General features: G+C 70.2%; 11 protein-coding genes. 4 read left to right on the top strand and 7 right to left on the bottom strand.

Going from position 1 to position 12,791, the window contains the following annotated elements:
- Positions 1-2 precede the first annotated feature (2 nt).
- From NIE111_RS31135 to NIE111_RS31115, 5 genes are all read right to left on the bottom strand, one after another.
- Entirely contained in the window at positions 3-1,265 is a 1,263-nt protein-coding gene (locus NIE111_RS31135; protein ID WP_238687784.1) for a sugar ABC transporter permease, read from the bottom strand.
- Complete coding sequence (locus tag NIE111_RS31130; RefSeq protein WP_124776161.1) at positions 1,262-2,080, bottom strand: ATP-binding cassette domain-containing protein; 819 nt, start codon at positions 2,078-2,080, stop codon at positions 1,262-1,264. Before NIE111_RS31130 ends, NIE111_RS31135 begins: the two co-directional genes overlap by 4 nt.
- A 114-nt stretch (positions 2,081-2,194) precedes the next feature.
- Positions 2,195-3,283 (bottom strand): sugar ABC transporter substrate-binding protein, encoded by a 1,089-nt coding sequence (locus NIE111_RS31125; protein WP_238687783.1) that lies wholly within the window; start codon positions 3,281-3,283, stop codon positions 2,195-2,197.
- A gap of 179 nt (positions 3,284-3,462) precedes the next feature.
- Positions 3,463-3,942, bottom strand: coding sequence for a Cys-tRNA(Pro) deacylase (gene ybaK, locus NIE111_RS31120; protein ID WP_238687782.1), 480 nt, complete (start codon positions 3,940-3,942; stop codon positions 3,463-3,465).
- Between the two features lie 25 nt (positions 3,943-3,967).
- On the bottom strand, positions 3,968-5,164 hold the full coding sequence (locus NIE111_RS31115) for a THUMP-like domain-containing protein (RefSeq protein ID WP_238687781.1): 1,197 nt from the start codon (positions 5,162-5,164) through the stop codon (positions 3,968-3,970).
- Positions 5,165-5,429: 265 nt separating this feature from the next.
- Here NIE111_RS31115 and groES point away from each other — a divergent pair, with 265 nt between their 5' ends.
- The 3 genes from groES (at position 5,430) to NIE111_RS31100 (ending at position 9,356) form a co-directional block, all read left to right on the top strand.
- Positions 5,430-5,738: a co-chaperone GroES gene (gene groES, locus NIE111_RS31110; RefSeq protein ID WP_007465101.1), complete on the top strand. Its 309-nt coding sequence runs from the start codon at positions 5,430-5,432 to the stop codon at positions 5,736-5,738.
- A 70-nt stretch (positions 5,739-5,808) separates the two neighbouring features.
- Positions 5,809-7,449, top strand: coding sequence for a chaperonin GroEL (groL, locus tag NIE111_RS31105; RefSeq protein ID WP_238687780.1), 1,641 nt, complete (start codon positions 5,809-5,811; stop codon positions 7,447-7,449).
- Between the two features lie 134 nt (positions 7,450-7,583).
- Positions 7,584-9,356: a molybdopterin-dependent oxidoreductase gene (locus NIE111_RS31100; RefSeq protein ID WP_238687779.1), complete on the top strand. Its 1,773-nt coding sequence runs from the start codon at positions 7,584-7,586 to the stop codon at positions 9,354-9,356.
- A gap of 462 nt (positions 9,357-9,818) precedes the next feature.
- Here NIE111_RS31100 and NIE111_RS31095 read toward each other — a convergent pair whose 3' ends face one another.
- Positions 9,819-10,385 (bottom strand): hypothetical protein, encoded by a 567-nt coding sequence (locus NIE111_RS31095; protein WP_238687778.1) that lies wholly within the window; start codon positions 10,383-10,385, stop codon positions 9,819-9,821.
- 804 nt (positions 10,386-11,189) lie between these two features.
- Positions 11,190-11,573: a WhiB family transcriptional regulator gene (locus NIE111_RS31090; RefSeq protein WP_091406539.1), complete on the bottom strand. Its 384-nt coding sequence runs from the start codon at positions 11,571-11,573 to the stop codon at positions 11,190-11,192.
- A 253-nt stretch (positions 11,574-11,826) separates the two neighbouring features.
- On the opposite strand from NIE111_RS31090, the gene NIE111_RS31085 reads away from it, so the two are divergent.
- Positions 11,827-12,642 (top strand): helix-turn-helix transcriptional regulator, encoded by an 816-nt coding sequence (locus NIE111_RS31085; RefSeq protein WP_238687777.1) that lies wholly within the window; start codon positions 11,827-11,829, stop codon positions 12,640-12,642.
- The last annotated feature ends 149 nt before the right edge of the window (positions 12,643-12,791 follow it).

Below are 12,791 nucleotides of genomic sequence, written 5' to 3'. Positions count from 1 at the left end.
GGTCAGCGGGTGCCGGTGGCTGCCGCGCGGCGGCGGGAGAGCGCGTCGACGCTGGCCGCGAGCAGGAGCACGACGCCGGTGACCACGTACTTGACTCCCGAGGTGTACCCCATCAGGCCCATTCCGTTTTCGATGACCGCGACGACCGCGCCGCCGAGGACGGCGTCGAGGACTCGGCCCTTGCCACCGAAGAGGCTCGTGCCGCCGATCACCGCTGCGCCGACCGCGTAGAGCAGTACGTTACTGCCCCCGGTGTTCGGGTCGACCGAGTTGGCCCGGCTGGCCGCCACGATGCCACCGATGGCGGCCATCGACGAGCAGATCACGAAGACGGAGATCCGGATCCGGTCGACTCCGATACCGGCCCGGCGGGCCGCTTCCCGGTTGCCGCCCACGGCGTAGATGTGCCGGCCGTAGCTGGTGCGTTGCAGTACGAAGGTCCAGATGACCAGCAGCACCGCGATGATCGGCACCACGATCGGTACACCCTTGAGCGAGACGATGAGGACGTTGCGGCTGCGCTCCAGGTTGAGCACGTACACCGCGGTGCCGAGGATGACGGCGAGCCCGCCGATCCGCAGCGCCACCACCGCGATCGGGTCGGTGATCAGACCGCGGGCGGCCCGGGTGCGGTGGCGCAGCAGTTGCACCGCCGCGTAGCCGACGACGGCGACAGCTGTCAGCGTCCAGCCCAGGACGGGGGCGAGGTTCCGGTTGGCGATGGCGACCAGCACCTCGTCGCGGACGGAGATGTTGGTGCCCTCCTGCACGAGCAGCAGCACGACGCCCTGGAAGGCGAGGAAGCCGGCGAGGGTGACCACGAAGGACGGAATGCCGATCTTCGCGACGAGCATGCCGAGCGTGGTGCCGATGACCACACCCGTGGCGACCGCGGCGAGCACCGCGACCCACCAGGGGTAGCCGAGCACGGTGACCACATTGGCCAGCACGGCCGCGCAGACGCCGCTGGCGAAGCCGGCGGAGAGGTCGATCTCGCCGAGCAGCAGCACGAAGACCAGGCCCATCGCGATCAGCGTGACCGCCGCGCCCTGGGTGAAGAGGTTGGCGAAATTGCCGGCCGACAGGAACGACGACGGCCGCAGGATCGCGAAGACGCTGCAGAGCACGATCAGGCCGAGCACGGCCGGCAACGCGCCGACGTCGCCACCGCGTACCCGACTGAGGTAGTTGCGGACGTGGCCTCCGACGGTCGGCGCCGGTGTGACGGCCGCGGGGCCGTCCTTCCGCACGGCGGTGGTGGTCATCGGACGCCTCCTGAGATCGAGTCGGCCGGCTGCGGGCCGTCGCCGTTGCTGCCCGGGTCGGTGGCGAGGCCGAGCCCGCCCGAGCGCCCGGCGGTGATCAGCTCGACCACCTGGGCGTGGGTGATGTCGGTGGTCTTCACCTGGGCGACCATCTGGCCGAGGTACAGCGCGGCGATCCGGTCGGAGACGGCGAAGACGTCGTTCATGTTGTGCGAGATGAGCACCACGGCCAGGCCGTTGTCGGCGAGGCGGCGGACCAGTTCGAGCACCTGCGCGGTCTGTGCCACGCCGAGCGCCGCGGTCGGCTCGTCGAGGATGACGAGCTTGCTGTTCCACAGCACCGCCTTGGCGATGGCCACGGTCTGGCGCTGGCCGCCGGAGAGGCTGGACACGTGCTGGCGGAGTGAGGTGACGGTGCGGATGGAGAGCCCGGCCAGGGTTTCGGCGGCGAGCTGCTCCATTGTCGGCTCGTCCAGGACGATGCCGCTGCGCTTCTCCCGGCCGAGGAACATGTTCTGCACGATGTCCAGGTTGTCGCAGAGCGCGAGGTCCTGGTAGACGACCTCGATGCCGAGCGTGGCGGCGTCGCGGGGGCTGCCGATGTGCACCGGTTCACCGTTGAACAGGAACTCTCCGGCGTCGGAGGGGTGGATGCCGCTGATGCACTTCACCAGGGTCGACTTGCCGGCGCCGTTGTCGCCGACAAGTGCTGTCACTTCGCCCGGGTGGACGGTCAGGGCGACGTCGCGGAGCACCTGGACGGGACCGAAGCTCTTGTCGATCCCGCGGAGTTCCAGCAGGGGGGTCGCGGACACGGGGGTCTCCTTCTTAAGGGAGGGTCGGGGCCCGTCCGGCGGGCGCCGCCCGGCACGGGAGGGTGCTCCCGTGCCGGGCGGCGATGGTCGTTCCGGCGGGTACTGCGGCGTCGGTCAGCTGATGCCGGCTTCGGCGCAGAACTTGGCGTAGGCCCCGGTGCAGACCTGCTCCTTGGTCGCGTAGCCGTCGGCGATGACGTCCTTGACGTTGTCCTTGTAGATGGCCTTCGGGGTGAGTAGCACCGAGGGGACGCTGCGGTCACCGTCCTTCACCGACTGGCCGGTGTCCTTCTGCTCGCCCTTGGCCAGCGCGATGGCCAGGTCCGCGGCGGCCTTGGCCTCTTCCCGAACCGCCTTGTAGACGGTCATGCACTGGTCACCGGCGAGGATGTTCTGCAGGCCCTCCACGCTGGCGTCCTGGCCGGTCACCGGCACCTTGCCGTTGATCTTGTTCTTCTTCAGGATCGAGATGGCGGCGTTGCCGAGAGTGTCGTTGGCGGCCAGCACGCCGTCGATCTTGCCCTTGGTCGCGGTGAGCTGCTGCTCGAAGATGGTCGCGGCGGTGGGGCCGTCCCAGCCCGGCACGGCGTCGTCCGGGCCCTTGGTGTATTCCTTGGAGTCGAACTTCGGCTTGAGCACCGAGTCGTAGCCGGCCTTGAACAGGGTGGCGTTGTTGTCGGTGGGGGAGCCGTTCAGGTACGCCACGACGGGGTTCTTGGCGCCCTTCTCGGTCAGGCACTTCGCCAGACCCTCGCCCTGGAGCTTCCCGACGGTCTCGTTGTCGAAGCTGACGTAGTACTGGGCGGAGCCGCCGAGGGTGAGCCGGTCGTAGTCGATGGTGGCGACGCCCTGCGACTTGGCCTTGTCGAGCACGGCCTTGCCGGTGCCGGAGTCCAGGTTGACGATCATCAGGGCGGTGACGCCACCGGTGATCATCTGCTCGGCGATGGTCTGGAAGGCGGTCTTGTCGTTCTGGGCGTTCTGGATGTCGTACTGAACGTTGGCGGCCTTGAACGCCTCCTCCAGGAAGCGACGGTCCGCCGTCTCCCAGCGGGGGGATGACTTGCTGTCCGGAAGGATCACGCCGATCTTGGGAGTCTTCTTGGAGTCGGCCGAGCCGTTGCCGGAGTCGTCGCTACAGGCTGTCAAGCCGCCGGTCGTGAGCAGGCCCACGGCGGCGATGGTGAGGATCCCCTTACGCATGTGCAGGGTCCTTTCGGAGGTGGGGGAGGTGTTGTTTTGTTGTGTCCGGCAACGTATTTCGCGTCACACCAGCTCCACAAGACCGCGCAGGTCACTAGTTTGTTGGGAGCGATAACAATTCAGCAACGCGACTGTTACTCCCTGGGTATCCCACGGAGCGTTCGACGTAACGACTGTCGTCAGTGGGTCTGCAACGGCGCGGTCAGCGCGTCGGTCAGCGCCACCAGATCCGCTGCGGCCAGTTCGAGTTGCAGACCACGCCGACCAGCCGAGACGTAGATCGTCGGGAGATCCAGCGCGGATTCGTCCAGCACCGTGGGCAACCGTCGACGCTGCCCGAGCGGGCTGATCCCACCGCGCACGTAACCGGTGGCCCGCTCGGCGACCGCCCGGTCGGCCAACGCTGCCCGCTTGCCGCCGACCGCCGCCGCGAGCGCCTTGAGATCCAGCTCGCCGGTGACCGGGACGACCGCCACAGTGAGCGCGCCGTCGACAGCGGTCACCAGCGACTTGAACACGCCCTCCGGTGCCACGTCGAGCGCCACCGCCACCAACGCGCCGTAGTTCGGGGCGTCCGGTGACACCCGGTACGGATGGGTGCGATGCGCGACTCCGTGCTTCACCAACAGTGCCGTTGCCGGCGTGCCCTGTCCCGCCACAGCGACGAGGCTAGTCGAGACGGGGCTAGCCGACAGGTTGGCCGACCAGCACCGTCGGTGCGCCGTCGACCCGGGTGAGCACCAGACTCGCCGCCGCGTTCCCGGCCAGCCGCAGGTCCCGCCGGAGCTGCTCCGGTGTGAGCGCCGAACCCCGCTTGAGGATCTCCACCCGGCCCACCCCGCGGTCGCGCAGCAGCGCCCGCAGGCGCTTGAGCGAGAACGGCAGCACGTCGGTGATCTCCAGGCAGCGCGCGTACGGGGTGCGGATCGGCCGGTCGGCGTAGAGGTAGGCGATGCTCGGATCGCCCAGGGTGGCGTCCAGTTCGGTGGCCAGCTCGGCCACGAGATGCGCGCGCACCACCGCCGGGTCCGGGTCGTACAGGTAGCGCCTCGGCGGCCCGACCGGCGCCTCGGCGGCACCCGAGCCGGTGAGTTGGTGACGGTGGGTCTCGGCGCCCCGCTGGCGGTAGACGGTGGCGCGGCGGGGCACCTCCGCCAGCTCGCCGCACCAGAGCGCGGCCTCGACCAGGTCGCCGTCCACGCCGACCCACTCGGCCTCCGCGCCGGCCGGAATGAGCGCGTGGTCCAGGCCCGGCGCGACCTTCACCACTGTGCGCGGCACCCGCTCGGCCAGCCCGGTGACGAAGTCCCACGGTGGCGAGTAGGCGCGCGGGTCGAAGATCCGCCGCCCGGTGCCGGTGGTGCGGCGGGCCGGATCGCAGAAGACCCCGTCGACCCCTGACACGTCGAACCCGGTCGCGTCGCCGCACTCGACAGTGAACAGCTCGGCCAGGCCGGCCGCCTCGGCGTTGGCGGCGGCCATCGCCGCGGTCACCGGGTCGGCCTCCACCCCGTACACCCGGATGCCGGCGCGGGCGGCGGCCAGCGCGTCGGCCCCGAGCCCGCACCCGAGATCGGCCAGGGAGCGCACGCCGGCCGCGGACAACCGGGCGGCCCGACGGTCGGCGACCACCCGGCGGGTGGCCTGCTCCAGGCCGGGACGGGTGAGGAACATCCCAGCGGCGGCCGGGCCGAACTTGCCCACCGCCCGGTGCCGCAACTCGGCCTGGGTGAGGGCCGCCGCAGCCAACGTCGGCGGCACCCCGGTCGCGCGCAGCGCCGACGCCGCGACCAGTGGATCACCGCCGGCCAGGTCGGCCGCCGCCGTGAGCGCGGCCGACCCCTCAGGGGTACGCAGCGCAGCCAGCTGATCGAGATCCACCCCGCCATTGTCCTGGCCGACCCGGAAATCCTGGCTGGCGGGGCGCGACTCGCTGGCACTCTCCTTGACGGAGTGCTAGCCACGGAATAACCTGCGATTAGCACTCTCACCCTGAGGGTGCCAGCTTCCGGGTCTCGCGACCCGGGTGCGCACGCCAGGCGGACCGGCACCCGCGACGACGGCACCGCCCGGTGGCATGAGGCAGATTGACGCTGGTCAGCCCCGCTGGCCAGCAACGAAACCAGTACCCCAGGAGGGTATGCCCGTGACTACCGCGACCAAGGTTGCGATCAAGCCGCTCGAGGACCGCATCGTGGTCCAGGCGAACGAGGCTGAGACCACCACGGCGTCGGGCATCGTGATCCCCGACACCGCCAAGGAGAAGCCGCAGGAGGGCACCGTCCTCGCTGTGGGCCCGGGGCGCGTCGACGACAACGGCAACCGGGTTCCGGTTGACGTGCAGGTCGGCGACACCGTCCTCTACTCGAAGTACGGCGGCACCGAGGTCAAGTACGCCGGCGAGGAGTACCTGGTGCTCTCCGCCCGCGACGTCCTCGCGGTCATCGAGAAGTAAGCAACCGATCAGTGCCACTGCCCCGGTCCGGCTCGCCGGGCCGGGGCAATGGCGCTTCGAAGGGACATTAATGGCGAAGATCCTGAGCTTCTCGGACGACGCCCGGCACCTGCTGGAGCACGGTGTCAACGCCCTCGCGGACGCGGTCAAGGTCACCCTCGGCCCGCGCGGGCGCAACGTCGTCCTGGACAAGAAATTCGGTGCGCCGACGATCACCAACGATGGTGTGACCATCGCCAAGGAGATCGAGCTCACCAACCCGTACGAGAACCTTGGCGCGCAGCTGGTCAAGGAGGTGGCGACCAAGACCAACGACGTCGCCGGCGACGGGACCACCACCGCGACAGTGCTGGCCCAGGCGATGGTTCGCGAGGGTCTGCGCAACGTGACCGCCGGGACCAACCCGGCCGGCCTCAAGCGGGGCATCGACGCGGCGGCCATGAAGGTCTCCGAGGCGCTGCTCGGCCGTGCCGCCGAGGTCACCAGCAAGGAGTCGATCGCCAACGTGGCGACGATCTCCGCGCAGGACTCCACGATCGGCGACCTGATCGCCGAGGCGATGGAGCGCGTCGGCCGCGACGGTGTCATCACCGTCGAGGAAGGCTCGATGCTCACCACCGAACTGGACGTGACCGAGGGTCTCCAGTTCGACAAGGGCTTCATCTCGCCGAACTTCGTCACCGACCTGGAGGGTCAGGAGTCCGTCCTTGAGGACGCGTACATCCTGGTCACCACCCAGAAGATCTCGGCGATCGAGGAGCTGCTGCCACTGCTGGAGAAGGTCCTGCAGAACAGCAAGCCCCTGCTGATCATCGCCGAGGACGTGGACGGCCAAGCGCTCTCCACCCTGGTGGTCAACTCGCTGCGCAAGACCCTCAAGGTCTGCGCGGTCAAGGCCCCGGGCTTCGGTGACCGGCGCAAGGCAATGCTGCAGGACATCGCGATCTCCACGGGCGCCGAGCTGGTCGCCCCGGAGCTGGGCTACAAGATCGACCAGGTCGGCCTGGAGGTGCTCGGCACCGCCCGGCGCGTCGTTGTCGACAAGGAGAACACCACGATCGTCGACGGCGGTGGCCAGAAGGCTGACGTCGCCGACCGGGTGTCTCAGATCCGCAAGGAGATCGAGGCCTCCGACTCCGACTGGGACCGGGAGAAGCTGGCCGAGCGGCTGGCGAAGCTCTCCGGTGGCATCGCCGTCATCAAGGCCGGCGCGGCGACCGAGGTCGAGATGAAGGAGCGCAAGCACCGCATCGAGGACGCCATCGCGGCGACCAAGGCTGCGGTCGAGGAGGGCACCGTGCCCGGCGGCGGCGCCGCCCTGGTGCAGATCCTCTCGGTGCTCGACGACGACCTGGGCTTCACCGGTGACGAGAAGGTCGGCGTCTCGGTCGTGCGCAAGGCGCTCGTCGAGCCGCTGCGCTGGATCGCCCAGAACGCCGGTCACGACGGCTACGTCGTGACGCAGAAGGTCGCCGACCTCAAGTGGGGCAACGGCCTCGACGCCGCCAAGGGCGAGTACGTCGACCTGGTCAAGGCCGGCATCATCGACCCGGTGAAGGTGACCCGCAACGCGGTCACCAACGCCGCCTCGATCGCCGGTCTGCTGCTCACCACGGAGAGCCTCGTGGTGGAGAAGCCGGAGCAGGCCGAGCCGGCCGCCGGCGGCGGGCACGGCCACGGTCACGGCCACCAGCACGGCCCGGGCTTCTGATCCGGTAGCGACACCCGTTTCGGGGCGCACCGCCGTAAGGCGGTGCGCCCCGGCTCGTTCTCGCGGGCTGGTAGGTCATTACCGAACGCTGACGTTGTTGGCGACCCGGCGAGATGATCGCGCACACTGGGCCGATGAGCACCACGTCACGGCGGTACGGCGCGCTGGCCGGAATCACCGCCGCCGCCGTCGCGATCGGGATCGCCGAACCGGTCGCGGTGTTGACCGGTCCCCGGTCGGCGCCCCTGGTCGCGGTCGGCGGGGTCGTCGTCGACGCCGTCCCCGAGTCGCTGAAGCAACTCGCCATCGACCTCTTCGGCACCGCCGACAAGATCGCGCTGCTGGTCGGCACTGCCGTGTTGCTGGGAGGCTTCGCCGCGCTCTTCGGCGTACTGGCGGTCCGCCGGTTGGCACTCGGCCTGGCCGGCATTGCCGCGTTCGGCGTCATCGGCGTGGCCTCCGCGCTGACCCGCGCCGGCGCTGACCTCGCCGACGCGCTGCCGTCCCTGGTCGGCGCCGGTCTCGGCGCCCTGGTTCTCTGGCTGTTCATCGGCGGGCCGTTCGAGCTGGACCCCTGGTCCTGGTCACCACCCACGCCGCCCGCTGGCCCGGTGCCATCGGCAGGTCCAGTGTCGCAGGCTGGTCCGGTGTCGTCCGCTGGCCTGGGATCGCAGGCTGGTCCCGGGTCGGCCGGTCCGGGGTCGCCGGTTGGTCCGGGGTCACCCGGAGAATCGGTGCCGCCGGGTGAATCGGTGCCGGTGTCGCCGGCAGGGCCGGTGCCGGTGACACCGGCCGGACCGACGGCGGCTGTCGAACCGGTCGGGCCTGCCGAAGTGGACCCCGAGTCGCGGAGACGATTCCTCACCGGCAGCGGAGTGCTGCTCGGCACGGCCGTGGTGGCCGGCCTCGGTGGGCGCTGGCTGGCGGGGCGGCGCGGCGTGTCCGCAGCCCGCGACGCGATCCGCCTGCCCGCGCCGGTTACCCCCGCACCTGCCGTACCGGCGGGCGCGGACCTCTCACTGACGCAGCTCGCGCCGTACGTCACCCCGAACTTCGGGTTCTACCGAATCGACACGGCGCTGGTGGTGCCCCAGGTCGACCCGGACACCTGGCGGCTGCGGATCCACGGACGGGTCGGTAGGGAACGCACCTACAGCTACGCGGATCTGCTGGCCCGACCGCTGGTCGAGCGGTATGTCACGCTGGCCTGCGTCTCCAACGAGGTGGGCGGTGACCTGATCGGCAACGCCCTGTGGCTCGGCGTACCCCTGCGGGAACTGCTGGACGAGGTCGAGCCGGACGACGACGCCGACCAGGTCGTCGGCCGGTCGGTCGACGGCTGGACCTGCGGCACCCCCACCGCCGCGCTGCGCGACGGCCGGGACGCCCTGCTGGCCGTCGGGATGAACGGCGAGCCGCTGCCGGTCGAGCACGGCTTCCCGGCCCGAGTGGTGGTTCCGGGCCTCTACGGCTACGTGTCGGCCTGCAAATGGGTGACCGAACTGGAGCTGACCCGGTTCGCCGACTTCGACGCGTACTGGGTGCCGCGCGGCTGGTCCCCCCAGGGGCCGATCAAGACCCAATCCCGGATCGACACGCCCAGGGGACGTAACAGGCTGACCGCCGGCCCGGTGACCGTCGCCGGGGTGGCCTGGGCGCAGCACCGGGGCATCCGCCGAGTCGAGGTACGCGTCGACGACGGCCCGTGGCAGGAAGCCGCGCTGGCCCCGACAGTGTCAGTGGACACCTGGGTGCAGTGGTCCTGGCGGTGGGAGGCCACGCTGGGCGAGCACCGGCTTCAGGTCCGCGCGACCGACGCAACCGGTGAAACCCAGACCGAACGTACGCAGGACGTCGTCCCGGATGGCGCCACCGGCTGGCACACGATCACGGTGACCGTCCGCTGATCCACGCCATGGCGTCGTCGCCCGGGCTGCGTCCGCGACGTGTGTCCGCGACGTGCTCTGCGCGTTCGTGACCTGCCCTGTGCGTTCGTGACCTGCTCTGCGGGTGCGCGTTCGTGACCTGCTCTGCGGGTCGGTGGGCTGGTTCGCGACCTGCGTCGCGGGGTTCCCGCGATTCTCCGGCGGGACGGCGGTACGGCGGTACGGCTGGTGGACCGGTGGACCGGTGGACCGGTGGACCGGTGGACCGGTGGTACCCCGGACCACGCACGCAGATCTTGGACACTTTCCGTTCGCGCTGGACGGAAAGTGTCCAAGATCTGCGGATTCAGGTCTGTGGACTCGGAGCAGAGAAACACCTCTGGCCGGCACCCCGGGTTGCGGGTGCCGGCCAGAGGTCGGTGTCCTGCTGTGGTGTCGTCGTGCCGTCTGCTGGGTGCTTGTGGTGTGGTGCGGTGGTGTGGGTCAGCTGTTCCAGTGCTGGCCAACGAGGTCGGTGGCCTGCTGCTCCCACTGGGCGTAGGCGTCCGGGTACGCCGACACCTGCACGGTCTGCGCGGCGTCGGTCAAGGCCATGTCCTGCCATCCGTCGACCTGCTTCAAACCCTTGAGGAACGCGGTGGTGGAGTAGGCGGGGTCGGTGATCTGCTCCGGGGTACCCCAACCACTGGACGGGCGCTGCTGGAACAGGCCCAGCGAGTCGTGGTCGTTCAGGTCGCCCAGGTGACCCAGGTTCTCCAGCTTGGACTCCTGCAGGCTCGTCGCGATCGAGATGACCGCGGCCCGCTCCGGGAGACCGGCCTTCTTCGTGGCGGCGATGATCGCCTTCACGTTCGCGGTCTGCTCGTCATTCAGGCTGATACGCGACTGGTCGCCCTGCGGCTTCGGCGCCGCCGACTGCACAGCCACCGCGACGGGCTTGGCATCCACGGCCGGAGTGGCGGCGTGGGCGGCGATCGGGCCGGCGAACACACCACCAGCGAACGCGAGACCAGCAACAGACAACATGCTCTTACGGAAGATCGTGTTCATGGGGGTAGCTCCTTCGGGGGTAGAACACCCACACCGCCACAAAGGGGGGAACGGCGGTTGATGGGTGTGAGCACCTCGTCCGGCGCTGCAACAAACAAAAAGTCTTGGGGGGTGACACTGTGTGGTGCGTCGGGTCGGCGACCTGCCGAGCGCGGGGGCTCGTGGCGTCGGGACCCTGTGTAACGACCCGGGGGCCGGGGTCATTCCGGGGGGTGGCCCACCTGCCGGCACCCTCGTCGAGGCGGGTGCCTGCGGTCGTTCGTGGGGGTTGTAACGACCGGGGGGCCGGGGTCATTCCGGGGTGGCCCACCTACCGGCACCCTTATCGAGGCGGTGCCCGACGGTCGTTCGTGGGGACTGTAACGACCGGGTGGAGGCTGGCATTCCAGCCTGCGCGACCAGCCCTCAGGGGTCGGGCGGCGGGCCGGTGGTACTGCGATCGTCAGGGTATGTAACGACCCCGGCCCGGCCATGATTCCGGCCCACGAGTGCATCCGGTCACCGGACAAAGGTCGCGTACCTCGCAGCAGCCTAAGTCCTGCACCCGGCCCGAATACCCCAGACCGGACAAACCAGCCAGGGCACCTCTTCTGCCTGCCGCTCGGGCCGAACGCTTCGCTTGAGCCACCCGGGTTCATACCATCGAGTGTTCGGGCGGGATGCCCCGACATCAAGAAACCCGTGTTGATCACGGCTCTGTCGGCGGCGGCGCAGGCCTTGGCCGTGGGGGAAACCGCATGAACGACACGAAACCGCGCCCAACGGGTGAGGGCGCGGTTTCGTGGATGTTCGGGACGCGTCGGGTCAGGCGACGTTGCGTTGCGCCGGGACGGTCGACTTGTGCGGGCGGCCCAGCCGGGCCTCCAGCCGTGCGACGTCGACCCGGGCGTGCCGGCGGTCTGCCAGGTCCTCCCAGCCGACGGCGAGCAGTCGCAGACGCTCCGACTCGCTGAAGCCGCCCCACACGCCGTAAGGCTCCCGTACCGACAGGGCGTGGGCGGCGCACTCGGCGCGAACCGGGCAGGCGCGGCAGACCGACTTGGCGGCGGACTCGCGACGCAGCCGGGAGGAACCACGCTCACCGTCGGGGTGGAAGAACTGAGCGCTGTCGCGCCCTCGGCAGGCACCGAGTCGCTGCCAGTCCCAGAGATCGACGATGGGTCCGGGCAGTCTACGTACGTTCGACATCAGCACCCCTCCTCCCGCGCGGCTCCGCGAGAATCCTTATGGCCGGCATCCGGGCGGCGGGCCGCGCAGGCGCACCGTTCCCGGCCTGGATCTCCCGGTACCCGGGCCGTCGTCAACTCACACGTCTGTGATCGAAAACGTCCGGGAAATTGCGGCTTTTGCCCTATCTGTCGGAAAAGTTCGAAGGATTGCCGGGAACCCCCTCCCCAGCCGACCGCGTCATGGTCTGCTCGTTGGCGGAGAGGAGACCACAGTGCGTACCGTTCTTGTGTGCGTTCGGACACCACTCGCGGCCCAGCACCTTACTTCTGCTGCCGCGCGGCTGGGGTTGTCCGCGATCGTTCGTACCGCCGTCTCTGATCCCGAGGTGATGCTGCGGCTGGCCGAGCGACCGGCCGACGTGGTCCTGGCCGACACGGCCCTCACCCGGCCGGACAGCGCCGGCTTCGTCCGTCGGGTGTTGGCACGTGCGCCGCAGGCGGCCGTGCTGCTGCTCGGTACCGAGGAGTCCGAGGCCGCGGCGGCCACCATCAGCGCCGGCGCCCGGGGGCTCATCCAGAATGTCGACCATGACCTGACCAGCGCGGTGGCGAAGGCGCTACTGCTGCTCACAGCCCCCGGCCGAGCCTCCCGGCAGCGGATCACCGATCCGGCCCGCGACGCGGCGGCGGTGGGTGGTTCCGGCCGCTCCGGGCCGTCGCCGCGTGGTTCCGGTGAGCCTGGCTGGGCGGCCACGGCCGCCGACGGGCCGGCCGGGCTGGCTTCGGTGCCGGTGCAGCGGGGCGACGACGAGGCGGAGGCGGGAACCGGCGAGTCGCCGGCGCAGACCGACCCGGGCCGTCCCGCCCCGAACGCCCGACCCAGTCGGGCGTCGATCGGCCTCACCGAGCGTGAGCTTCAGGTGCTGCTCGGCATGGCCGAGGGCAAGAGCAACGCGGAGATCGGCCGGGAGTTGTTCGTCTCGGAGGACACCGTCAAGACGCACGCCCGCCGATTGTTCCGCAAGCTTGGCGCCCGGGACCGGGCCCACGCGGTGGCTGCGGGCTTCCGCGCCGGTCTGGTCGCCTGACATACGCACGTCGCGCGGCCGCAGGGCACCCCGCGTGACGACAGCCGGGGCACACCACGCGACAGCAGGGGTACGCCGCGCGACAGCCGGGGCACACCACGCGACAGCAGGGGTACGCCGCGCGACAGCAGGGGTGCACCGCGCGACAG

This window comes from Micromonospora hortensis, assembly GCF_022230935.1.
GTDB lineage: Bacteria > Actinomycetota > Actinomycetes > Mycobacteriales > Micromonosporaceae > Micromonospora > Micromonospora hortensis.
Note: the sequence above shows the minus strand (reverse complement) of the source record. Positions and strands in the feature narration are given on the sequence as shown.

What these genes read in the sequence shown, in the direction of transcription:
- NIE111_RS31135 (WP_238687784.1), bottom strand. Translation starts at nt 1,265, where the DNA reads ATGACCACCACCGCCGTGCGGAAGGACGGCCCCGCGGCCGTCACACCG.
- NIE111_RS31125 (WP_238687783.1), bottom strand. Translation starts at nt 3,283, where the DNA reads ATGCGTAAGGGGATCCTCACCATCGCCGCCGTGGGCCTGCTCACGACC.
- groL (WP_238687780.1), top strand. Translation starts at nt 5,809, where the DNA reads ATGGCGAAGATCCTGAGCTTCTCGGACGACGCCCGGCACCTGCTGGAG.
- NIE111_RS31100 (WP_238687779.1), top strand. Translation starts at nt 7,584, where the DNA reads ATGAGCACCACGTCACGGCGGTACGGCGCGCTGGCCGGAATCACCGCC.
- NIE111_RS31095 (WP_238687778.1), bottom strand. Translation starts at nt 10,385, where the DNA reads ATGAACACGATCTTCCGTAAGAGCATGTTGTCTGTTGCTGGTCTCGCG.
- NIE111_RS31090 (WP_091406539.1), bottom strand. Translation starts at nt 11,573, where the DNA reads ATGTCGAACGTACGTAGACTGCCCGGACCCATCGTCGATCTCTGGGAC.